The organism is Enterobacter cloacae complex sp. FDA-CDC-AR_0164, from assembly GCF_003071645.1.
Lineage (GTDB): Bacteria > Pseudomonadota > Gammaproteobacteria > Enterobacterales > Enterobacteriaceae > Enterobacter > Enterobacter ludwigii.
This window is the reverse complement of record NZ_CP028950.1, coordinates 3,607,500-3,630,848: the sequence shown is the minus strand read 5'-3', so window position 1 is coordinate 3,630,848 and position 23,349 is coordinate 3,607,500. Positions and strand designations below refer to the sequence as shown.

25 protein-coding genes are annotated in these 23,349 nt (G+C 51.0%); 9 read left to right on the top strand and 16 right to left on the bottom strand.

The genetic code is table 11. The features are described from left to right. The first annotated feature begins 127 nt into the window (after positions 1–127). The 4 genes from AM410_RS17965 (at position 128) to yciA (ending at position 2,393) form a co-directional block, all read left to right on the top strand. A complete protein-coding gene (locus AM410_RS17965) occupies positions 128–532 on the top strand; it encodes a YkgJ family cysteine cluster protein (protein WP_032678333.1) in 405 nt (134 codons plus the stop codon). A 25-nt stretch (positions 533–557) separates the two neighbouring features. After that, positions 558–1,301 (top strand): YciC family protein, encoded by a 744-nt coding sequence (locus AM410_RS17960; RefSeq protein WP_020882388.1) that lies wholly within the window; start codon positions 558–560, stop codon positions 1,299–1,301. Between the two features lie 52 nt (positions 1,302–1,353). Beyond that, entirely contained in the window at positions 1,354–1,893 is a 540-nt protein-coding gene (locus AM410_RS17955) for a septation protein A (RefSeq protein WP_020882387.1), read from the top strand. A gap of 104 nt (positions 1,894–1,997) precedes the next feature. Next, a complete protein-coding gene (gene yciA, locus AM410_RS17950; RefSeq protein ID WP_014170435.1) occupies positions 1,998–2,393 on the top strand; it encodes an acyl-CoA thioester hydrolase YciA in 396 nt (131 codons plus the stop codon). 37 nt (positions 2,394–2,430) lie between these two features. Here the strand turns inward: yciA and tonB are convergent, their stop codons facing one another. Next, positions 2,431–3,153 carry a TonB system transport protein TonB gene (gene tonB, locus AM410_RS17945; protein ID WP_025203933.1) on the bottom strand — a complete coding sequence of 241 codons (723 nt, stop codon included), beginning with the start codon at positions 3,151–3,153 and terminating at the stop codon, positions 2,431–2,433. Positions 3,154–3,374: 221 nt separating this feature from the next. On the opposite strand from tonB, the gene AM410_RS17940 reads away from it, so the two are divergent. After that, complete coding sequence (locus AM410_RS17940) at positions 3,375–3,671, top strand: YciI family protein (RefSeq protein ID WP_014170437.1); 297 nt, start codon at positions 3,375–3,377, stop codon at positions 3,669–3,671. Between the two features lie 35 nt (positions 3,672–3,706). Here the strand turns inward: AM410_RS17940 and leuE are convergent, their stop codons facing one another. The 4 genes from leuE to AM410_RS23950 all read right to left on the bottom strand — a co-directional run bounded on the left by leuE (position 3,707) and on the right by AM410_RS23950 (position 5,251). Continuing rightward, positions 3,707–4,342, bottom strand: a complete 636-nt coding sequence (gene leuE / locus AM410_RS17935) for a leucine efflux protein LeuE (protein WP_020882385.1) — start codon at positions 4,340–4,342, stop codon at positions 3,707–3,709. Positions 4,343–4,409: 67 nt separating this feature from the next. Further along, positions 4,410–4,820, bottom strand: a complete 411-nt coding sequence (locus AM410_RS17930) for an Exc2 family lipoprotein (protein WP_047366390.1) — start codon at positions 4,818–4,820, stop codon at positions 4,410–4,412. 12 nt (positions 4,821–4,832) lie between these two features. After that, the gene (locus AM410_RS24400) at positions 4,833–4,961 is read right to left on the bottom strand and encodes a KPN_01571 family protein (RefSeq protein ID WP_014170440.1); all 129 of its coding nucleotides are present in this window, start codon (positions 4,959–4,961) and stop codon (positions 4,833–4,835) included. 116 nt (positions 4,962–5,077) lie between these two features. Next, the gene (locus tag AM410_RS23950) at positions 5,078–5,251 is read right to left on the bottom strand and encodes a YciY family protein (protein ID WP_086463573.1); all 174 of its coding nucleotides are present in this window, start codon (positions 5,249–5,251) and stop codon (positions 5,078–5,080) included. A gap of 144 nt (positions 5,252–5,395) precedes the next feature. On the opposite strand from AM410_RS23950, the gene cls reads away from it, so the two are divergent. Then, a complete protein-coding gene (gene cls / locus AM410_RS17925; RefSeq protein WP_014170441.1) occupies positions 5,396–6,856 on the top strand; it encodes a cardiolipin synthase in 1,461 nt (486 codons plus the stop codon). 33 nt (positions 6,857–6,889) lie between these two features. Continuing rightward, on the top strand, positions 6,890–7,219 hold the full coding sequence (locus AM410_RS17920) for an HI1450 family dsDNA-mimic protein (RefSeq protein WP_006810881.1): 330 nt from the start codon (positions 6,890–6,892) through the stop codon (positions 7,217–7,219). Between the two features lie 31 nt (positions 7,220–7,250). Here the strand turns inward: AM410_RS17920 and AM410_RS17915 are convergent, their stop codons facing one another. From AM410_RS17915 to AM410_RS17885, 7 genes are all read right to left on the bottom strand, one after another. Continuing rightward, on the bottom strand, positions 7,251–8,120 hold the full coding sequence (locus AM410_RS17915) for an ion transporter (protein ID WP_032678336.1): 870 nt from the start codon (positions 8,118–8,120) through the stop codon (positions 7,251–7,253). A 14-nt stretch (positions 8,121–8,134) separates the two neighbouring features. Further along, a complete protein-coding gene (oppF, locus tag AM410_RS17910) occupies positions 8,135–9,139 on the bottom strand; it encodes a murein tripeptide/oligopeptide ABC transporter ATP-binding protein OppF (RefSeq protein ID WP_014170444.1) in 1,005 nt (334 codons plus the stop codon). Continuing rightward, positions 9,136–10,149 carry an ABC transporter ATP-binding protein gene (locus tag AM410_RS17905; protein WP_014170445.1) on the bottom strand — a complete coding sequence of 338 codons (1,014 nt, stop codon included), beginning with the start codon at positions 10,147–10,149 and terminating at the stop codon, positions 9,136–9,138. The genes oppF and AM410_RS17905 overlap by 4 nt, the downstream gene beginning before the upstream one ends. Positions 10,150–10,160: 11 nt before the next feature. Next, on the bottom strand, positions 10,161–11,069 hold the full coding sequence (gene oppC / locus AM410_RS17900; protein ID WP_014170446.1) for an oligopeptide ABC transporter permease OppC: 909 nt from the start codon (positions 11,067–11,069) through the stop codon (positions 10,161–10,163). 14 nt (positions 11,070–11,083) lie between these two features. After that, on the bottom strand, positions 11,084–12,004 hold the full coding sequence (oppB, locus tag AM410_RS17895) for an oligopeptide ABC transporter permease OppB (RefSeq protein WP_014170447.1): 921 nt from the start codon (positions 12,002–12,004) through the stop codon (positions 11,084–11,086). 83 nt (positions 12,005–12,087) lie between these two features. Further along, positions 12,088–13,719, bottom strand: a complete 1,632-nt coding sequence (gene oppA / locus AM410_RS17890; RefSeq protein ID WP_020882381.1) for an oligopeptide ABC transporter substrate-binding protein OppA — start codon at positions 13,717–13,719, stop codon at positions 12,088–12,090. 772 nt (positions 13,720–14,491) lie between these two features. Continuing rightward, positions 14,492–15,139 carry a YchE family NAAT transporter gene (locus AM410_RS17885; protein WP_014170449.1) on the bottom strand — a complete coding sequence of 216 codons (648 nt, stop codon included), beginning with the start codon at positions 15,137–15,139 and terminating at the stop codon, positions 14,492–14,494. 479 nt (positions 15,140–15,618) lie between these two features. Here AM410_RS17885 and adhE point away from each other — a divergent pair, with 479 nt between their 5' ends. Further along, positions 15,619–18,297: a bifunctional acetaldehyde-CoA/alcohol dehydrogenase gene (gene adhE / locus AM410_RS17880; protein ID WP_020882380.1), complete on the top strand. Its 2,679-nt coding sequence runs from the start codon at positions 15,619–15,621 to the stop codon at positions 18,295–18,297. A 65-nt stretch (positions 18,298–18,362) separates the two neighbouring features. Here adhE and tdk read toward each other — a convergent pair whose 3' ends face one another. Then, a complete protein-coding gene (gene tdk, locus AM410_RS17875; RefSeq protein ID WP_025203928.1) occupies positions 18,363–18,977 on the bottom strand; it encodes a thymidine kinase in 615 nt (204 codons plus the stop codon). Positions 18,978–19,526: 549 nt separating this feature from the next. Here tdk and hns point away from each other — a divergent pair. Next, positions 19,527–19,940 carry a histone-like nucleoid-structuring protein H-NS gene (gene hns, locus AM410_RS17870; protein WP_008502781.1) on the top strand — a complete coding sequence of 138 codons (414 nt, stop codon included), beginning with the start codon at positions 19,527–19,529 and terminating at the stop codon, positions 19,938–19,940. A 199-nt stretch (positions 19,941–20,139) separates the two neighbouring features. Here hns and galU read toward each other — a convergent pair whose 3' ends face one another. The 3 genes from galU to rssA form a co-directional block, all read right to left on the bottom strand. Next, positions 20,140–21,048, bottom strand: a complete 909-nt coding sequence (gene galU, locus AM410_RS17865) for a UTP--glucose-1-phosphate uridylyltransferase GalU (protein ID WP_014170452.1) — start codon at positions 21,046–21,048, stop codon at positions 20,140–20,142. Between the two features lie 200 nt (positions 21,049–21,248). Next, positions 21,249–22,262 (bottom strand): two-component system response regulator RssB, encoded by a 1,014-nt coding sequence (rssB, locus tag AM410_RS17860; protein ID WP_014170453.1) that lies wholly within the window; start codon positions 22,260–22,262, stop codon positions 21,249–21,251. Between the two features lie 91 nt (positions 22,263–22,353). Continuing rightward, entirely contained in the window at positions 22,354–23,256 is a 903-nt protein-coding gene (rssA, locus tag AM410_RS17855) for a patatin-like phospholipase RssA (RefSeq protein WP_032669742.1), read from the bottom strand. Positions 23,257–23,349: the final 93 nt, after the last annotated feature.

The following is a 23,349-nucleotide window of genomic DNA, read 5'->3' as shown; positions in this document are numbered from 1 at the left end:
AGGTCAATTTCTGGCATTTCGGCGTTACAAAATTTTCTCTTTTCACCCTCTTGCTCTTCCTCTCGCGGCTGGATAATTTAGCGCTCTCACAAGTTGATTTGATGCGTTCTTCTTTTGCAGGTGTGCCATGAGTGATTTTAACCCGTGCATGACGTGCGGAGCCTGTTGTGCGTATTTTCGAGTCTCTTTCTACTGGGCCGAAGCCAGCGATGGCGGCGGTACCGTTCCGGTTCATCTCACTGAACCGTTAACGCCTTTTCTGCGCTGCATGAGTGGCACCAACCAAAAACCGTGCCGATGCGCTGCGCTTCAAGGTGAACCTGGGGTGTCCACCCGGTGCTCTATCTACGAGCACCGCCCCAGCCCGTGCCGGGAATTTTCCATGTCAGGTGAGGATGGGCAGGTCAATGAAGCCTGTAATCGTGCCCGTGCGCGCTTTGGATTACCGCCGCTTTACAAAGATATGCTTTTCCATACAAGCCTTGATGCTGCCACGACAGTGTTATCCGGTGTACAATTGCCGGCTAATTAACACCTGCAATACTCAAGGAGAGTGCATGTCTATCACGGCGAAGTCTGTCTACCGTGACACGGGAAACTTTTTCCGCAATCAGTTCTTAACCTTTTTACTGATCGCGTTGCTATGCGCCTTCATTACAGTGGTGCTTGGCCATGCGTTCTCGCCAAGTGACGAACAGATTGCCAGCCTGAGCCAGGGCGACAATCTTGCAGATAGCGTGGGGTTGTTTGAACTGGTACAAAACATGACGCCGGAGCAGCAACAAATCCTGCTGCGGGCTTCCGCTGCTTCGACATTCTCTGGTCTTATCGGCAATGCGATTCTGGCAGGTGGCGTTCTGCTGATGATTCAGCTGGTTTCCGCCGGTCAGCGCGTCAGCGCCCTGCGGGCGATTGGTGCCAGCGCGCCGGTATTACCGAAGCTGTTTATCCTCATCTTTTTAACCACCATGCTGGTGCAGATGGGGATTATGCTGGTCGTCGTGCCGGGTGTATTACTGGCTATCGTGCTCTCTTTCGCGCCGGTAATGGTCGTGCAGGATAAACTGGGGATCTTTACCGCGATGCGCAGCAGCATCCGGCTCGCCTGGGCAAATATACGCCTGGTGGCACCAGCTGTTATCGGCTGGCTGTTGGCGAAAACGCTCCTGCTGCTGTTTGCCCCGAATTTTGCGGTACTCACGCCAAATGTTGGCGCGGTGGTGGCAAATACGCTGAGCAACCTCATTTCAGCGGTACTGCTGGTCTATCTGTTCCGCCTGTATATGTTAATTCGTCAGTAATCCTGTGGCCGGGAACGTCAGCCCGGCCCTACACAGAAGATGGAATCACAGAATGAAGCAGTTTCTTGATTTTTTACCGCTCGTGGTCTTTTTCGCTTTCTACAAGCTGTATGACATTTATGCCGCCACGACTGCACTGATCGTGGCCACAGCGGTTGTGCTGATCTACAGCTGGGTTCGCTACCGTAAAGTTGAAAAAATGGCGCTGGTGACCTTCGTCCTGGTCGCGGTGTTTGGTGGACTCACCCTGTTCTTCCACAACGATGAATTCATCAAATGGAAAGTCACGGTAATTTACGCTCTGTTTGCGGGTGCGTTACTGATTAGTCAGTGGGTGATGAAGAAGCCGCTGATCCAGCGCATGCTGGGCAAAGAGCTGACGCTGCCTCAGGAAGTGTGGTCCCGACTGAATATCGCCTGGGCGATCTTCTTTATTCTCTGTGGTCTTGCCAATATCTATATTGCTTTCTGGCTGCCGCAGAATATCTGGGTCAACTTCAAGGTCTTTGGCCTGACGGCTCTGACGCTTATCTTCACGCTGTTAAGTGGCGTTTATATCTATCGCCACATGCCACAGGACGACCAGCACTGATCGTTCACCGACCAGAACGTGTGCAGCAGGCGTTCTGGTCTATTCTCTCCAGCCTGAAATCATAGTAGCATCCCGCCTGAAGTCTTCAGTTACGAGTTAAAACAATGACAACAAATAACGCCCCTCAGGGCGAACTGGTTTTACGCACACTGGCAATGCCCGCTGACACCAATGCCAATGGCGATATTTTTGGCGGCTGGCTGATGTCGCAAATGGATATGGGCGGCGCTATTCTGGCAAAAGAGATTGCACATGGCCGGGTAGTGACGGTGAGAGTGGATGGCATGACCTTCCTGCGCCCGGTTGCAGTGGGTGATGTGGTTTGCTGTTACGCGCGTTGCGTAAAACGTGGCAATACCTCCATCTCCATTAACATCGAAGTGTGGGTGAAAAAGGTCTCGTCCGAACCCATTGGACAGCGTTATAAAGCAACAGAAGCGCTGTTTATTTATGTGGCCGTGGACAACGAAGGTAAACCCCGACCGCTTCCTCAGGCCTGATTGCCCGGTAAAAAAAGCCTCCTTGCGGAGGCTTTTTTTATTCCATCTGTGCCCCGCCATTCAGGCGGAAGACAATATTCACGATCAGTCCGTTGCCCGGTTTACCGGCTTCATAACGCCATCTGCGCATCGCCGTTTTAACTTCTCTCTCGAACATATTAGACGGCTGCGCGGACAGTATTTCCACGTTCTCAACACGCCCTTCCGGCGTAACATCGAATTTCACCCGTACACGGCCCTCAATACGTAATGCCTGAGCACGGGCCGGATACTGCGGCTGATTACGGCTGACCGCACGCGGTCCCGCGGGTGCGGTGACTGTCGGTTTGGCTGTCGTCGTGGTGTTATTCATCACCGGACGCGAAGGTGCTGCGTTTTCTACCGTCTGCGTGGCGCGGGGTTCAACCGGACGCGTTTCGCGTTTTGGACGTTCTTCTACCTTTTTCACCGGTTTTGGCTTCGGCTTAGGTTTCGGCTTCGGCTCGGGTTTGTGGATCACCACCGGAGCTTCTTTTGGCGGTTCCGGCACCGGTTCAGGTTCGGGTTCCGGTTCGGCGACGGGCTGTGGCGGCGGAGGCGCAACCTGCGGCGGTTCGAGATCCGCTGGCGATACCATCGTCACAGAAATAGGCTGTGCGGGCGCTGGCATTTCAACAACCTGATGAACCGAGGTATAAAGCAAACCCGCCACGACAGCACCGTGAATAACGACAGAAAGCAGCGTCGGCCAGGGAAAGCGGCGAGGTAAATCAAGGGTCATCGAAGTCATAATCATCAACGTTAAAAAACCGAACACTGATTTTAAATGCAAATAGCAATCATATTCAATAAGACACTTTGTCCTGGCGCAATTTAAGCGCAAGAGAGGCCAAAAAAGGCGCATTCAGATCAGGGTTTTAACATTGTTTTTATCTTTACATTGCAGTCAGTTGCCCTTTCACATAACGTTACTGACACTTTTAATGGTTAAGGAGCTTCACCGTGCTTTACGTGATTTACTCTGAAGATGTCGCTGATTCCCTCGAAAAACGCCAGTCCGTTCGCCCTGCCCATCTGGCGCGTTTACAACTGCTCCAGGATGAAGGTCGATTACTGACCGCGGGTCCAATGCCTGCGGTAGACAGCAATGACCCTGGCGCTGCCGGTTTCGCGGGCTCCACGGTGATTGCCGAGTTTGAATCCCTGGAAGCGGCTCAGGCCTGGGCTGATGCAGACCCGTACGTTGCCGCAGGTGTCTATGCGAAGGTGACGGTTCGCCCGTACAAGAAAGTGTTTTGATACAAAAGTGGCTCCGAAAGGAGCCACTCATCTCTTCAGTGCAGTGACGCTAAGCGCGCCGCAAATCCGACAAACAGCAGCCCAATCAGCCCGTTCCCTAGCTTTGCCAGTTTCTTTTTGGTTTTCAGATAACGCGTGACAAACGCACCAGAGAAGATCAGGAAGCTCATATACATAAAGCTAATCAGCTCCAGCGTGGTCGCGAGGATCAGGAAAGACGTGCCCGTGTTTTTCGCATTCACATCGATGAACTGCACAAAGAACGAGACATAGAACAAAATAGCCTTTGGATTCGTCAGGCTCAGCACCAGCGAGCGTTTCATGATCATGCTCGCAGGCTCGGTTCCGCTCTCATGGGTATTCTTCTGACGGGTGATGACTGACCAGAGCATTTTGCCGCCGAGCCACAGGAGATAGAAAGCACCGAGGTAGCGCACAATATTAAACAGAACCGGGGTCGTCTGGATTAATGCTGCGACGCCCGCCCAGGCCAGAAACATCAGCACTGCATCGCCGATAAACACGCCAGTGGCGGCGAGATACCCTTTTTTAACACCGTGCCCAATACCGGTTTTCAGTACAAACAATGTGTTCGGTCCAGGCACCAGCACGATAAAAAATGCCCCTACAACATAGGTCCAGAAATTAAGTACACCAAACTCCGCAAACACCTCTCCCTCCTTTTGCTAAAAAACGACGGGAATATCGCTGCAAATACGATATCCCCAAAATCAGACGCTATTGTATGCCGTTATAGCCATCAAGATAAGTCGTAGCCAGTTCGTTACCAAATAAAACGGCGTCCTTCTCTTCCATTTGAGACGTCCATTTATCCGCGGTATTACCGTCGAAAGCATGCTCCGTTTTCGCCTGATTCTTCAGTTGATCGCGAATGCTTTGGGCGTACTGGTTAGCCTCAGACAGTGTGCGTCCTGCAGCGCGATCGGTTTTCCCCTGCTCATACAGCTCACGGAACTGAGGAACATTCAGACGATAATTTTGCGATACACTTGACGTAAAATTGCCGCCAGTAAAATTGGTTTTATGCGACACGAAATAATAAGCATGCCTTTCCGGTGACGTTTTACTGCTGGCACAACCGCTCAACACGGCAATCCCAAGAAGGGCAGCAACCACTTTTCCGTTCATCTCTTTTCCTTTTTAGTTTATCCAGTGCGATATCCCGCTGAGCAGTAAATTAATCAACGCGGATAATGACGATAATCCTGCGTTTTCCCTGATCGCATCCAGCGCAAGCAGCACAATAAATACCCAGAGATAAGGATTCATCTTTGAAATGCATAAGATTAAGAGGGCGGAGTATATCGCGGAATGAATCGGGGGAGAGACTGCGAAAAATGATAGCCTGAAAATCAGTGGGCACCTTAACGGTGCCCTGATGGTTCTCAGATAACCTGTGTAGCGAACAGCAACGCGTTACGGTGTCTGGTCATTCCACATTTTCTGATGGCGTGTATACGCATATTGCGGCGGGATTGTGCTTCCAGCCAACGAGCCTTGCGACGACTCACCTGTCGCAACATGCGCCAGCGCCCTACTTCTGTTCTACTGCGCTTCATGTTTACAACTCTTTCTCTAACAGAAACCCCATTATAAACCCAACCCCGCAGCAAACCAGCGCTTTTAACTGGCGTTTTTATTTGCCAGATGATTCCTGATGCGTACACTCATAACAATACGCTTTCAAAAGGATTTTTTTACCTATGACAACCTTCTACACCGTGGTGAGTTGGCTGGTCATTCTGGGATACTGGCTGTTAATCGCGGGTGTGACTTTGCGCATCCTGATGAAGCGCAGAGCCGTACCCTCTGCCATGGCCTGGCTGCTGATAATCTACATCCTGCCGCTGGTGGGGATTATTGCCTATCTCTCTTTCGGTGAGCTTCATCTGGGTAAACGCCGTGCCGAGCGTGCCCGCGCCATGTGGCCTTCAACCGCCAAATGGCTCAACGATCTCAAAGCCTGCAAACATATCTTTGCCGAGGAGAACAGCAGTGTTGCCTCCTCGCTGTTTAAGCTGTGCGAACTCCGTCAGGGTATTGGCGGCGTTAAGGGCAACCAGCTCCAGTTGCTGACCTCCTCGGATGACGTCATGCAGGCCCTCATCCGCGATATTCAACTGGCTCGCCATAATATCGAGATGGTGTTCTATATCTGGCAGCCTGGCGGCATGGCCGATCAGGTTGCAGAATCGCTGATGGCCGCTGCGCGTCGGGGCATTCATTGCCGATTGTTGCTGGACTCCGCTGGCAGCGTCGCCTTCTTCCGTAGCCCCTGGGCGGGCATGATGCGTAATGCCGGTATTGAAGTGGTTGAAGCGCTGAAGGTCAATCTCTTGCGTGTGTTTCTGCGCCGGATGGACCTTCGCCAGCACCGTAAAATGATCATGATCGACAACTATATTGCCTATACCGGCAGCATGAACATGGTTGACCCGCGGTTCTTCAAGCAGGACTCGGGTGTCGGGCAGTGGGTAGACCTGATGGCGAGAATGGAGGGGCCCATTGCCACCTCGATGGGTATCGTTTATTCCTGCGACTGGGAGATAGAAACCGGGAAACGTATCCTGCCGCCACCACCGGATGGCAATATCATGCCATTTGAAGAGGCCAGCGGGCACACCATCCATACTATCGCTTCCGGACCGGGCTTCCCGGAGGACCTGATCCATCAGGCGTTGCTGACGGCCACTTACGCAGCGCGTGAATATTTGATCATGACCACCCCCTACTTTGTTCCCAGCGATGACCTGCTGCACGCCATCTGTACCGCGGCACAGCGCGGTGTCGATGTGAGTATCATCTTGCCACGCAAAAATGACTCGCTTCTGGTGGGCTGGGCCAGCCGGGCATTTTTCAGTGAACTGCTGGCTGCGGGGGTGAAAATCTACCAGTTTGAAGGCGGATTACTCCATACCAAGAGCGTGCTTGTCGACGGCGAGTTAAGTCTGGTGGGTACGGTTAACCTGGATATGCGCAGTCTGTGGCTGAACTTTGAAATCACACTGGTGATCGATGATGCCGGCTTTGGCGGCGATCTGGCCGCGGTCCAGGATGATTATATCTCCCGCTCGCGACTGCTGGATGCCAGACTGTGGGTTAAACGCCCGCTGTGGCAGAGAATTACCGAACGACTGTTTTACTTCTTTAGTCCGTTGCTGTAAAACGTGCCCAACGATGTTAAACAGGTAGTCATCATGGAAATGGATCTGAACAATCGCCTGACCGAAGACGAAACGCTCGAACAGGCCTATGACATTTTTCTCGAACTGGCGGTTGATAACCTCGATCCCGCAGACGTGATCCTCTTTAATCTCCAGTTTGAAGAGCGTGGGGGCGCCGAGTTGTTCGACCCTTCTGAAGACTGGGCTGAACATGTGGATTTCGACCTCAATCCTGACTTCTTTGCCGAAGTGGTGATTGGCCTGGCCGATGAAGATGGCGGTGAAATTAACGACATCTTCGCCCGCGTCCTGCTGTGTCGCGAGAAAGACCACAAGCTGTGTCATATTCTCTGGCGCGAATAATAAAAAAGGCTGCGATTGCAGCCTTTTTTATTTAATCCGGTAACTCACTTCCACACTGATTACAAAACCGCGCGCTGTGTTCATGTTCACCCTGGTGACATTTCGGGCATTTTCGTTGCGCCTTACGGTTCTGAAAGGCGCTGCTCATGTGCGTAGTAATGAGCCCTGTCGGGACCGCAATCACCGAATAACCAATCAGAATCAGTACCGAGGCGACAATCCGTCCCAGCGGAGTGTGAGGGGCTATATCACCATAGCCAACGGTCGTAACGGTCACAATCGCCCAATAAACAGAAGCATTCAGCGTTGAGAAGCCATTCTTCGGCCCTTCTATCAAATACATCAGCGCGCCGAATATCACCATAACGATGGCAATAAATGAGTAGAACAGGATCAGCTGATGCCGTGCGCTGACGATTGCACTCCAGAATATCCGCAATGACGGCATAAACCGCAGCAGTTTAAGAATGCGTAACACCCGAATAACGCGCATCGCTCGCCAGGCAAAAACATAGCTCAGACTGATTTCCGGCCATAGCCACATGACATAGAGCGGCAGGATCGTGGCCAAATCAATAAATCCCCAGAAGCTGAAGACATATTTCGCCGGGTCAGGCCAACAGAATACCCGCAGGAAATATTCAGCGGTAAAGACCAGCGTAATGACCAGCTCCAGCCAGACAAAAAGATGCCATTCTTCCAGCGTCAGGTGATACTGCGTTCCGACGCCCGATTCGATAAAAATGATCACCACGCTGAGCAGCGCAAACAGCGCGCAGAGGGCTTCAAAACGCCGTCCGGTTACCGTTTCAGGATCGAATAAAAGATGATAGAGCCGCCGACGGACGGAGGTGAATAATCGCGACACATTAACCTCGCAAATAATAAGGGCTGACATCATGTCAGCCCTTGCGATTATAACGGGTCTACTTTCAGGCAGGAAACCGCATGTCGGAAACTGCCCTCCAGAACCGGACGTGTTTTTGCACATTCCGGCCCGGCCATCGGGCATCGCGTACGGAATACACAACCGGACGGCGGGTTAATCGGGGACGGTAATTCACCTTCCAGAAGCTGGATGGTTTTATTTTTTTCCAGATCCGGATCGGGAATCGGTACCGCAGACATCAGTGCCCGGGTATATGGGTGCAGTGGGTTATGGTACACCTCATCGTAAGTCCCTAATTCCACCGCATGGCCCAGATACATCACCAGTACGCGGTCAGAAATATGTTTCACCACCGCGAGGTCATGCGCAATGAAGATCAGCGACAGCCCCATTTCACGCTGCAGTTTCTGCAGCAGGTTAACCACCTGCGCCTGAATAGAGACGTCCAGCGCCGAGACGGGCTCGTCACAGATAATCAGCTTCGGCTCAAGGATCAAGGCGCGGGCGATACCGATACGCTGGCACTGACCACCGGAGAATTCGTGCGGGTAACGGTTGACGAGGTTAGGCAACAAGCCCACTTTCATCATCATTGCCTTCACACGGTCGCGTACTTCCTGACGCGGCATCTTTGGATGATAGGTCCGCAGTGGCTCAGCAATGATCTCCCCGATGGTCATACGCGGGTTCAATGAGGCCAGCGGATCCTGGAAAATCATCTGGATGTCGCTACGCACATCGCGCCACTCGTCTGGCTTCATGCCCAGCAGATCTTTACCCAGCCAGGCAACTTTGCCGTCGGTGGCTTTCACGAGGCCTATGATGGCACGCGCAAACGTGGATTTACCGCAGCCGGACTCACCCACCACCCCCAGGGTTTCCCCTTCATACAGACGAAGCGTTACGCCATCGACCGCTTTCAGGGTTTTCGGCGGCTGCCAGAACCACTGTTTTCCGTCTTTAATGTCGAAATGCACCTTAAGGTCAGCAATTTCGAGCAGGACATTTCTTTTTTCATCTAATGCGTTCATACCAGATCCTCCTGCGGCTTAAAGCAGGCGCGCAGACGGCCTGGTGCAAACTCTTCCAGCGGCGGCGCGGTATTGCAGATTTCCATCGCGTGCGGGCAGCGTGGCTGGAACGGACAGCCTTTCGGCAGACGCAGCAGGTTTGGCGGGTTGCCAGGGATGGTCAGCAGGGATTCCCCTTCTGCATCGAGGCGCGGCACCGCATTCAGCAGACCAATGGAGTAAGGGTGTGCAGGCTGGTAGAACACGTCGCGCGCCTTACCATATTCCATGGTGCGACCGGCATACATCACCAGTACCTTGTCACAGATACCGGCCACTACGCCCAGATCGTGAGTGATCATGATAATCGCGGTGTTGAACTCACGCTTAAGCTCGTTCAGCAGCGTCATGATCTGTGCCTGGACGGTCACATCAAGCGCGGTGGTCGGTTCATCGGCAATCAGCAGTTTTGGCCGGCACATTAGCGCCATCGCAATCATGACACGCTGACGCATACCGCCGGAGAACTCATGCGGGAACATGCGCATACGCTTGCGCGCTTCCGGCATTTTCACCGCGTCGAGCATTTTGACGGACTCCTCAAAGGCTTCCGCTTTGCCCAGGCCTTTGTGCAGCATCAGCACTTCCATCAGCTGCTCGCCGACACGCATATACGGGTTCAGCGAGGTCATCGGGTCCTGGAATATCATCGAAATCTGCTCAGCGCGCAGCTTGTTCAGCTCGTATTCCGGCAGGTTGAGGATCTCACGCCCGTTGAATTTGGCGGAACCCCCAATGACACCGTTAGACGCCAGCAGCCCCATCAACGCAAAGGCGGTTTGGGATTTACCGGAACCCGACTCGCCCACGATCCCCAGCGTTTCACCCGCACGCAGGTTGAAGTTGAGATCGTTCACGGCGGTCACATCGCCATCCGGCGTTTTAAAGGTCACGCGGAGGTCTTTTACGTCCAGCAGAAGGTTACCCTGCTGTTGCGCCTGTGGCGCAGTGGCCGTTTCAATAATCGTCATGACGGCGCTCCTTAACGGTCTTTCGGGTCGAGGGCATCACGCAGGCCATCGCCGATAAAGTTGAAACAAAACAGGGTGACGACCAGGAAGCCCGCCGGGTACAGAAGCAACCACGGTGAGACTTCCATTGAGTTTGCACCATCACTCAGAAGCGCGCCCCAGCTGCTCAGTGGCTCTTGTGTACCCAGACCCAGGAAGCTCAGGAAAGATTCAAACAGGATCATGCTTGGTACCAGCAGCGAGGCATATACCACCACCACGCCGAGCACGTTAGGAACGATATGGCGAACCACAATATTACCGGTGGAGACACCGCCCACCTGCGCCGCTTCGATAAACTCTTTACGCTTAAGACTCAGCGTCTGACCACGAACGATTCGCGCCATATCCAGCCAGGACACCATCCCGATTGCCACGAAGATCAACAGGATATTCTGGCCAAAGAAGGTCACCAGCAGGATAACGAAGAACATGAACGGGAAGGAGTTTAAGATTTCCAGCATACGCATCATGACGGAGTCCACTTTACCGCCAAGGTAGCCTGAGAGTGAGCCGTAAAGCGTACCCACGATCACCGCCACCAGGGCGGCAGCAATACCGACCATCAGCGAAATGCGGCCACCGATAGCGACACGCACCAGCAGGTCGCGCCCTGAGGAATCCGTACCAAAATAGTGCCCGGACGTCATATCGGGTGCGCTGGACATCATGCCCCAGTCGGTGTCGAAATAGGTAAATTGCGACAGAATCGGTGCCAGGGTGACAAACAGCGCGATGAGCACCAGAACAACCAGACTGGCGACCGCGGCGCGGTTATGCATAAAGCGACGGCGGGCGTCTTGCCAGAGGCTACGACCTTCTACTTCCAGTTTTTCACTGAAGTTTTCCAGCGCCTCGCTGTTTTTCTTACTCAACATCATGGCGTGCTCCAGTATCAGTAACGGATTTTCGGGTCGATAACGGCATACAGCACATCGACGATAGCGTTAAACAAAATGGTCAGTGCGCCGACAAGGATTGTCAGGCTCAGTACCAGTGAATAGTCGCGGTTCAGCGCGCCATTAACGAACAGCTGACCAATGCCCGGCAGACCGTAGATGGTTTCGATAACCATTGAGCCGGTGATGATCCCAACGAATGCCGGCCCCAGGTAGGAGAGCACGGGCAGGAGTGCAGGCTTGAGTGCATGGCGGAATATAATCCGGCGCATCGGCAGCCCTTTCGCACGCGCGGTACGGATGAAGTTCGAGTGCAGGACTTCAATCATGGAACCGCGGGTGATACGCGCGATACTGGCGATATAGGCCAGGGAGAGTGCCACCATTGGCAAAATCATGAACTTCAGCGCCCCACCGTTCCAGCCGCCTCCGGGCAGCCATTTCAGCGTAATGGCAAATATCATCACCAGTAATGGCGCGACAACGAAGCTGGGTATAACCACCCCGGTCATCGCCACCCCCATTACGGTATAATCCCATTTGGTATTTTGTTTGAGCGCGGCAATAACGCCCGCGGTGACGCCGAGAACGACGGCAAGGATGAATGCTGCAGCACCCAGTTTCGCCGAGACAGGGAAGCTGGACGCCACCAGGTCGTTAACGGAATAGTCTTTGTATTTGAATGACGGCCCAAAATCACCGTGCGCCAGTTGCTTCAGATAGTTGAAGTACTGCGTGGAGATAGGATCGTTTAAGTGATACTTCGCTTCGATATTGGCCATCACTTCCGGTGGCAGCGTACGTTCACCGGTAAATGGACTTCCCGGCGCGAGACGCATCATAAAGAAGGAAATCGTAATTAGAATAAATAACGTTGGTATCGCTTCTAAGCAGCGACGCAGGATAAATTTCAACATTGCCCGTACCTTCTGGCGTGTGCCTGATGAATGTTACAAAGTAGACACAGTGGGGCAAGCCAGGCCTGCCCCACGTATTGCCATTAATGCTTGATAATATAAAGATTCTTAACGGAAATATTATCCAACGGGTCTTTACCGGTATAACCCCCTACCCACGGTTTCACCAGGCGGGCGTTAACGTAGTAATAGACCGGTACAATTGCAGAGTCTTTATCGAGCTGCTCTTCTGATTTCGCGTACAGATCAGCGCGCTGCGCATCGTCTGTGACTTTCAGCGTATCAGTAATGATCTTATCGAATGCCGGGCTCTTATAGTGCGCGGTGTTATTCGAACTGTCACTCAGCATGGTGTTCAGGAAGGATGTTGGTTCGTTATAGTCCGCACACCAGCCGGCACGCGCCACGTCGAACGTCCCCTGATGGCGGGTATCCAGGAAGGTTTTCCACTCCTGGTTTTCCAGCTTCACGTTCACGCCCAGGTTTTTCTTCCAGATAGACGCGACGGCGATAGCCAGTTTTTTATGCAGGTCAGACGTGTTGTACAGCAGGTTAAACGTCAGCGGCTTGTCAGCAGTATAACCGGCTTCAGCCAGCAGTTTTTTCGCTTCTTCGTTACGTTTTTCCTGTGACCACTTGAACCACTCAGGCTCAACCAGTTTCATACCGTCGGTATAAGGAGGGGTATAGCTGTATGCCGGCAGATCGCCCTGGTTTTTCACTTTGTTCACGATAATATCGCGATCCAGTGCCAGCTTCAGCGCTGTACGCACGCGCACATCAGTGAATGGTGCTTTCTGGTTGTTGATTTCGTAGTAGTAAGTGCAGAGATACGGATCAACATGCACTTCTTTCGGGATCTCTTTTTTCAGTTTCTGGAACAGTTCAATCGGCATGTTGTTATAGGTCATGTCGATTTCGCCGCTGCGGTAACGGTTAACGTCAGTGACTTCAGAAGAGATTGGCAGGTAGGTTACCTGATTAATGACGGTTTTCGCGTTATCCCAGTACTGCGGGTTACGCTCCAGAACCATACGTTCGTTGACCACCCAGTCTTTCAGTTTATAAGCACCGTTGGTCACGATATTGGCAGGCTGGGTCCATTTTTCACCAAATTTTTCCACCGCGGATTTTGGTACCGGGGAAACGGACGGGTGAACCAGTAATTTGTAGAAGTACGGAACAGGCTCGCTCAACGTCACTTCAAAGGTATTGGCATCAATCGCTTTCACACCCAGGTCGGTGACCGGTTTTTTACCGGCGATGATGTCATCAATATTGGCGATGTGGCCATATTGCAGGTAGCTCGCATACGGAGAGGCGGTGGTTGGATTCGCCAGACGCTGCCAGCTATACACGAAATCTTCGGCGGTAACCGGCGTACCGTCGGACCATTTCGCATCTTTACGCAGATGGAAGGTCCAGACTTTGAAATCTTTATTTTCCCATTTTTCCGCCACACCCGGTGCCGGGTGGCCGTCTACGTCGGTCACCAGCAAGCCTTCGAACAGGTCGCGGTTGACGTTAGACTCCGGAACACCTTCAATTTTGTGCGGGTCAAGAGACTGCACTTCCGCACCGTTGTTACGAACCAGCGTCTGTTTCTCAGCCAGTTGAACGCCTGCAGGAACGTCCGCAGCCATTGCAGCGTTGCCCGCGATTAGCGCAGTTAAAATCCCCGCCGCTACCAGATTTTTTTTTGTGATGATGGACATTGTGTTGGTACTCCACTCATTATAATTACTGGCCTTCGCCAGCTGTGTAATCCCCTGTTGGGGCCTGTACAGCGCAGGAGTTTTTTTTGCTGCTGTCAGGTTCTTCTTTTTACTTCTTGCTATCACCGACTTTTTTATTACTGACCGCTCGTATGGCCGTCTTGCGTCGATTCTTCACAGGTCTCCCCTGTCTGAGGCCTGCGCTGGATATCTGAGAAGAGGACTATATGAAAATAATTCTCATCTGCTTGTTTTATGCTGCAAAATATTAGGCCGGAAAGTATCAAATGGCGTAAACGCGCGCCAATACATTTTGCAAATTTGTTAAGCAATTCTCTTTTACGGTGAGTACCGTATCTCGGGGGGCAGCCCTGCCTGACATCAAATACCGCATAAAAACATTGGTATTCAATATGATAGAGAAAACATTCTCTACAAGCGCGTCGCTGCGCTATCATCGAGTGGTTTTGTACAAAAATTTAACAACTGATTATTATTTAGCACATTCCTCTAGGGGAACGTTGAAATTACTAATATCATTTCGGTTATGACTCAGCAAGCCCCAGAGTATCATGTGAGTAAAATAACAGATCGATTGAAGGTTTTATGCGCAGAGAGGCACGAGGTAAATTGATAACTTATTGAAATATAAGAAAAGCGGATTATTAGTAGAATTTATTATGATATGTGAGCATTTCAACTTTAGTTATATGATTTGCTGATAATCACGTAAAAAAACGGAGCCTCAGGCCCCGTTCTTTCATTTGAAATATTAGTGCAGTAAGCCGGGGAAAATGCTTTTAATACCGGTGACAATAAATTCGATGCCTAACGCCATCAACAACAGCCCCATGATACGCGTAATGACGTTGATGCCCGTTTGCCCCAGCCAGCGCACCAGCCAGGGTGCCATACGGAAAACACCCCAACAACACAGTGCGAAGATAGCGATGGCGACAGAAAAGCCAATCAGGTGCATAAGGCTATGGTAACGTGTCCCCCAGACAATGGTGGAACTGATTGCCCCAGGCCCTGCCATTAAAGGCAACGCAAGCGGGACCACGCCGATACTTTCGCGAATGGCGGTTTCTGATTTCTCCTGTTTGTTCTGTTTATCCTCACCCAGCTTACCGCTGATCATCGACATGGCAATGGTCACCACCAGGATGCCACCCGCGATGCGGAAAGAATCAATTGAAATGCCGAACAGCTGGAGAATGGCATCACCCAGGAAAAGCGAGGTGAGCAAGATAATGGCCACTGACAGGTTAGCGGTGAGGTTGGTTTTGTTCCTGGCCGCCGCCGTCTGGTAACTGGTCATACTAATGAAGACAGGGATGATCCCTACCGGGTTGACCAGGGCAAACAGACCAATAAAAAATTTAAAATACGTTGGAAAATCAAAGAGCGTTTGGATCACGTTTTGCTCCGCTTATGCACATGCCCGGGACTGACACTTTGTCATGAAAAATCGCGCTGAAGATACGCTTTTTATGAGCATACTTCACCAGAAATCTGTGCCTAAACGTTATCCTTTCAGGATGTTAAACAGATGTAGAATCAGTGATAGCATCACTTCCAATAGTTACTTAATTATTTAACACTGGAAATATCTACAATAAATAACCCTGCTGAAAGGTATCAGCTTGGGGAAAAATTGACGCAGATCATGATTTTCGTACTCAGAAGTGAGTAATCTTGATTACGCCCCCCAGGAAGGTCACCTGTCACAAAGGGATGATGTTAAGGTAAGGCTCTTTTAGTAAGTTAGCGCGCCAGAGCATAAAGTAACTCTTTGTTTTACTTTATCTAACGCAAGTCGTAGTGGCTCTGTCTATACTGTCAGACGTATCGAGCGCTGGTTTACTAAAAGAGTTTAAACATTATCAGGAGAGCATTATGGCTGTTACTAATATCGCTGAACTGAACGCACTCGTCGAGCGCGTGAAAAAAGCCCAGCGTGAATACGCCAATTTCACCCAAGAACAGGTTGATAAAATCTTCCGCGCGGCCGCTCTGGCTGCTGCAGATGCTCGAATCCCTCTCGCTAAAATGGCCGTTGCTGAATCCGGCATGGGTATCGTTGAAGATAAAGTGATCAAAAACCACTTTGCTTCAGAGTATATCTATAACGCCTATAAAGATGAGAAGACTTGCGGCGTCCTGGCTGAAGATCATACCTTCGGTACCATCACCATTGCTGAACCTATCGGTATTATTTGCGGTATCGTTCCAACGACTAACCCAACGTCTACTGCCATCTTCAAATCGCTGATCAGTCTGAAGACCCGTAACGCAATCATCTTCTCCCCTCACCCACGTGCTAAAGATGCCACCAACAAAGCAGCGGATATCGTGCTGCAGGCTGCTATCGCTGCGGGTGCGCCAAAAGATCTGATCGGCTGGATCGACCAACCGTCTGTTGAACTGTCTAACGCCCTGATGCACCACCCGGACATTAACCTGATCCTGGCAACCGGTGGTCCTGGCATGGTTAAAGCAGCATACAGCTCCGGTAAACCGGCTATCGGTGTAGGTGCGGGTAACACGCCTGTTGTTATCGACGAAACGGCCGATATTAAACGTGCTGTTGCATCTGTACTGATGTCTAAAACCTTCGACAACGGTGTTATCTGTGCGTCTGAACAGTCCGTTGTTGTTGTAGATTCCGTCTATGATGCGGTTCGCGAACGTTTCGCCAGCCACGGCGGCTACATGCTGCAGGGCAAAGAGCTGAAAGCCGTTCAGGATATCATTCTGAAAAACGGCGCGCTGAACGCCGCCATCGTTGGTCAGCCAGCCTATAAAATCGCTGAACTCGCCGGCTTTACCGTTCCGGCAACCACCAAGATTCTGATCGGCGAAGTTAAAGTTGTCGACGAAAGCGAACCGTTCGCTCACGAAAAACTCTCGCCTACGCTTGCTATGTACCGTGCGAAAGATTTCGAAGACGCGGTAGTAAAAGCGGAGAAACTGGTTGCAATGGGGGGGATCGGTCATACCTCTTGCCTGTACACCGACCAGGATAACCAGCCAGAGCGCGTTGCTCACTTCGGTCAGATGATGAAAACTGCGCGCATCCTGATTAACACCCCGGCTTCTCAGGGTGGTATCGGTGACCTGTACAACTTCAAACTCGCACCTTCCCTGACTCTGGGTTGTGGTTCCTGGGGTGGTAACTCCATCTCTGAAAACGTTGGTCCAAAACACCTGATCAACAAGAAAACCGTTGCTAAGCGAGCTGAAAACATGTTGTGGCACAAACTTCCGAAATCTATCTACTTCCGCCGTGGCTCTCTGCCAATCGCGCTGGATGAAGTGATTACTGATGGCCACAAACGTGCGCTCATCGTGACTGACCGTTTCCTGTTCAACAACGGCTACGCAGATCAGATCACTTCTGTTCTGAAAGCGGCTGGCGTTGAAACTGAAGTGTTCTTTGAAGTTGAAGCTGACCCAACCCTGACCGTAGTGCGTAAAGGTGCTGAACTGGCGAACTCCTTCAAACCCGATGTGATCATCGCACTGGGTGGTGGTTCCCCAATGGACGCCGCGAAAATCATGTGGGTTATGTACGAGCACCCAGAAACACACTTCGAAGAACTGGCGCTGCGCTTTATGGACATCCGTAAACGTATCTACAAGTTCCCGAAAATGGGCGTAAAAGCGAAAATGATCGCCGTTACCACCACTTCCGGTACAGGTTCAGAAGTCACGCCGTTTGCCGTTGTAACCGACGATGCAACCGGTCAGAAATACCCACTGGCTGACTACGCGCTGACGCCAGACATGGCTATCGTTGATGCCAACCTGGTCATGGAAATGCCGAAATCACTCTGTGCGTTCGGTGGTCTGGATGCAGTGACTCACGCCCTGGAAGCTTACGTTTCCGTACTGGCTTCTGAGTTCTCTGACGGTCAGGCTCTGCAGGCTCTGAAACTGCTGAAAGAAAACCTGCCAGCGTCTTATAATGAAGGGTCTAAAAACCCGGTTGCCCGTGAACGTGTTCACAGTGCAGCAACCATCGCCGGTATCGCGTTTGCTAACGCCTTCCTGGGTGTTTGCCACTCAATGGCACACAAACTGGGTTCACAGTTCCACATTCCTCACGGTCTGGCGAACGCCCTGTTGATCAGCAACGTTATCCGTTATAACGCGAACGACAACCCAACCAAGCAGACTGCTTTCAGCCAGTACGACCGTCCACAGGCACGTCGTCGTTACGCTGAAATCGCAGACCACCTGGGTCTGAGCGCACCGGGCGACCGTACTGCGGCGAAGATTGAGAAACTGCTGGCATGGCTGGAAAGCCTTAAAGCTGAGCTGGGTATTCCTAAATCTATCCGTGAAGCGGGCGTTCAGGAAGCTGACTTCCTCGCGCATGTTGATAAGCTGTCTGAAGATGCATTCGATGACCAGTGTACCGGTGCTAACCCGCGTTACCCGCTGATCTCTGAGCTGAAACAGATCCTGCTGGATACCTTCTACGGCCGCGAGTTCAAAGAAAATGACACTGTTGCTGTGAAAGCCGACGCACCTGTCATTAAAGCTGACAAGAAAGCGAAGAAAAACGCGTAACTGACAGCCTGATAAAAAACCCGCCTCTGGCGGGTTTTTTTATGTCTGCATTTTACTGTGAAGGATTATTTGCGGTTGTCAGGCTGAAGCGCCGTCAGTGAGCCGACAATCAACGCTTCCTTATAATGCTTACGGCACACCGATACGTAGCGCTCATTGCCACCTATCACCACCTGCTCGCCATCAGCATAGGGTTTTCCGGCCTGGTCGAGGCGAAGCACCATGCTGGCTTTACGGCCGCAAAAACAGATGGTTTTAAGTTCAACGAGTTTATCCGACCACGCAAGTAAATACTGGCTGCCGGCAAAAAGCTCGCCGCGAAAGTCAGTGCGCAGTCCATAGCACAGAACGGGAATATCAAGCTCATCGACAACCTCTGAAAGCGCATGAACTTGCTCACGCGTCAGAAACTGGCTTTCATCAACCAGAACACAATGGATGGGCTGTGAAGCATGCGCTGTGCGGATATCCTCCAGCAGGTCAGTTTGCGGGTTAAACAGCCTTGCAGGCGATGAGAGGCCTATTCTGGAACTCACCTTCCCTGCACCAAAGCGGTCGTCAATTTCAGCCGTATAAACAACGGTACGCATCCCACGTTCCTGGTAATTGTATGAGGATTGCAGTAGCGCTGTCGATTTCCCGGCATTCATTGCCGAATAGTAGAAATAAAGTTGTGCCATTGGCCGTAAAACCCTAATCAATGTGTAATATTACCGATGATTCATTGTACCATATTTTGTCTGGTTATCAGCGATACGACGCACAGACTATGCGGTTCAGCGCGAGGTTTACCGCCGGCGTTTTGCAAAAATAATGCGTTAAAACATGAAGTAAACGCATCCAACCCAGCCAATATGTTATAGGGTCAGCCAAACATAACACTTCATTTTATAGTGGAATCATCGTTCATTAAAATTCACTATTTATTAACTATTTCTGCCTTAACATACCCGGTGTAAACTAATACAAAAGGCTGATATTTATCCGCCGCAACTATAATTCCTGAGGCAAATGTCACAAAAAAAAGATGCAATCGACTGCGTTAAGCCACTTTACGTGATAACAAGCGAGACTGGCGGGTTATGAAATTTAAGTTAGCGTAATTAATAATAGCGGCAATATTCACTATTTTTTGAATTCCTTACATTCTCAGCTATTGCACAACTGAATTTATCGCTCTATTATTAGGACAACAAACCACCCCCCATTATAAGTTTGAGATTACTACAATGAGCGAAGCACTTAAAATTCTGAACAACATCCGTACTCTTCGTGCGCAGGCAAGAGAATGTACCCTCGAAACGCTTGAAGAAATGCTGGAAAAATTAGAAGTTGTAGTTAATGAACGTCGCGAAGAAGAAAGCGCTGCTGCTGCTGAAATCGAAGAGCGTACTCGTAAACTGCAGCAATATCGTGAAATGCTGATTGCTGATGGTATCGATCCAAATGAATTGCTGAACAGCATGGCTGCAGCTAAAACCGGTACCAAAGCAAAACGCGCTGCTCGTCCTGCTAAATATAGCTATGTTGACGAGAACGGCGAAACTAAAACCTGGACCGGCCAGGGTCGTACTCCCGCTGTTATCAAGAAAGCAATGGACGAGCAAGGTAAACAGCTGGATGACTTCCTGATCAAGGATTAATCATCTCGCTTCCAGAAAAATCCCGCGTAATGCGGGATTTTTTTACCCGTAATTTACCGCAAACATCCCCTTACACTCTGTCATAAAGCGTTATTTGGCTATTTAGCTTGCCTTACAATCGGACGTGATGACGGTGTGTTATGGGCATAAAAAAACCGGTGGGCAGAGCCTCACCGGTTCAGATCAAATGAAGCCTGAGTTATTTCTTAATACCCGCGCTCTCTTTGAGCCAGGCTTTAAATTCTTCACCGAGCGTATTGTGGCGAATGCCATATTCTACAAACGCCTGCATATAACCGAGCTTATTACCGCAGTCATGGCTCTTACCTTTCATATGGTAAGCTTCAACGGTCTCTTTCTCGATCAGCATATCAATGGCATCGGTAAGCTGGATTTCATCACCCGCTCCTGGAGGCGTTTTCGCCAGCAGAGGCCAGATTTCAGCACTCAGGACATAACGACCTACAACCGCCAGATTAGAAGGCGCTACGTCGGCTTTAGGTTTCTCAACCACGCCAATCATCGGCACGCTCTCACCCGGTTCAAGGTTAACGCCTTTGCAGTCAACAACACCGTAAGCGGTAACGTCATCCACAGGTTCAACCATGATCTGGCTGCTGCCTGTTTCATCGAAGCGTTTGATCATCTCAGCCAGATTGTCCTGAGAAAGATCTGATTCATATTCGTCCAGAATAACGTCAGGCAGGATCACCGCAACAGGCTCATCGCCTACAACGGGATGCGCACACATGACTGCGTGGCCCAGACCTTTAGCCAGACCCTGACGCACCTGCATAATGGTGACGTGTGGCGGGCAAATAGACTGAACTTCTTCCAGCAGCTGGCGCTTAACACGTTTTTCCAGCATGGCTTCGAGTTCAAAACTTGTATCGAAATGGTTTTCGATAGAGTTTTTTGATGAATGTGTAACCAGCACAATTTCAGTAATGCCGGCCGCGATACATTCGTTAACGACATACTGAATTAATGGCTTATCAACCAGAGGCAGCATCTCTTTAGGAATCGCCTTAGTTGCTGGTAACATCCTGGTCCCCAATCCCGCTACCGGGATGACGGCCTTTCTGACTTTCGAATTTAGGGCAGCCATTCAAATTCTCCTGAGCTGTTCAAGTTTTGAACTTTTATGCAATAAATAACGCGTTAAGTATATCAGCCTCATCCCGCAGTCCGGGTCTGAAAAGAACGCGTTGCCGATCAATTAGGACAAATACGCATGATTCCGGGCAGCGATAGTAGCACTCCCCATAAATCACAGGTAAAGCAATCTTAAAATTAAGATCCAACTGCTTATTCCGTGGACAACATTAAGCGTAGCCGTCCCCCGGCACCCCAAATTTGGCACTGCCAGGAGGAACAGCGATGGCTAATTTGATTAAGATAAGCCGTACCCAATGTTCCAAGCGGTACACCGTTACTGACCTGAATATGATGTTCCCCGGTATTCAGCGAGGCATTAAGCCCCGCGGAAACGAGGATAAGATTTTTCAAACCGCTGTGGTAATAACCTACCAACAGCGGAAACTGTCCGGGTAAATTGGCCTGACGAAAAAGCTGGTTTACCTGTTTGAGTAAACTGCCTAACTCGGGAAGCCGCTGTCCCTGATGGGAGAGTTGTTCCTGCAGCAACCCGTTAAATAGCGCGCGAAGTAATAACGCGGCTAATACACCATTATCCCCTGCCCGGGTGACATCAAGACAATAAAATGCAAGGTCTGAATCCGATAATGGCGCAATATCGAGCACCAGCCCTGGCTGGTCAGCGGCCACCAGCTGGCGATAATTCACACGACAGTGAGAAATATTTTGTTGCACCGGCGGTTGAAGTTCTTGCAACAGTTTCGCCGCCGCAGGGGGATTACTCACTAAGGCGTCCCAGTCCTGGAAAAGGCGTTCCTCTTCCTCAACCCGGGAATTAAACATATTGGGATAAAGACAGGCTAAGACGGTTTCACGAAGCCGGTTAAGATCTTTAACCGGTTTAAGCAGAATATCCTGAACCCCCAGACGCAAGGCTTTGGCTATATCCGCCATGTTCTCTGTGGCGGAAATCACCAGTATCGGCATCTGGTTGGCTTCATTGCGCAGATGTTCGACCAGCTTCAGTCCATTCATCCGTGGCATCTCAAGGTCACAAATCATCAGATCAGGCGTGATATTGACCATTTTTTCCAGCGCGTCGATGCCATCGTCAGCCAGTGAAGTGTTTGCCCCCAGTGATGATAACCACGAATCCAGTAGCGATCGGAAAACGGGCTCGTCTTCAACAATCAAAATGTGTTTTCCGGCCAATGGCTTCGTCATGGTTCCTCCCCTGGCTGACAGTAACTACATAGTGGCATGCTATCGGCACTGTCGCCTGTCAGATTTTGCTGAAGTAGTCAAAAAAAGGTGCTTAACGTGCTGTTCGCACAAAAGGCAGCAACTCATCTATTTTCTTTTCGACGGCTAACGAGCCCGCTGCGATGGCGGCCTCAGCCCGATGGAAATCAAGGGTAGAAATTTGCGGACAATACGGCTGAAGCAGAATATCCGGCGGGTCGCCAGCCATGCGGTTGCGCTTGAGGCGGTTCTCCAGGACCTGGATTGAGGTCGTCATAATTTCAATCGCCGTGGGTGCAGTTACCGCACGCCGGGCGGCCATGCGCCCGAGACGTCCGCGCAGACGCTCATGCCAGGCCAGTTTTTCGCCCTCGGCATCTTCACTCTGAAGATTGACTGGCATCAGGTCTTGTTGCATCAGATGAGCGTCGTGCTGTAAATCCACAGCAATAACGATATCGGCACCCATAGCGCGGGTCAGGGAAATGGGGACCGGGTTAACAACGCCTCCGTCGACAAGCCAGTAACCGTTGTGCGGAACAGGGGCCATTAAGCCCGGCATGCTGCAGGACGCGCGAACGGCAAGATGGATATCCCCTTCGGTAAGCCAGAGTTCGCGGCCGGTACTGAGGTTCGTCGCAACGGCACCGAAGGGTAACTGACAATGACTGAAGTCATCGAGAGGCATAATCTGACGGAACTGGTTAAAGACCCGTTCACCGCGCAGCAACCCACCGCGCTGCCACGAGAGATCCATCAGGCGCAATACGTCCCAGTAACTGAAGGAGCGTACCCAGGTTTCAAGTTCCGGAAGCTTTCCACACGCGTATGCGGACCCCACAAGCGATCCGATTGAACACCCTGCAACAATATCAACGTCAATGCCCATCTGCTTTAAGGCATTTATCACGCCGATGTGCGACCATCCCCGGGCTGCACCTGAGCCCAGCGCCAGTCCAATTTTAACCTTTCTCATTAGCCCTGTTTTACGTCCCCTGGATTCCTGACATAGCATCAACGCAACTGCTCAGTTAACATGGTGCTACCCGAAGCGTTTAACGCCCTTATT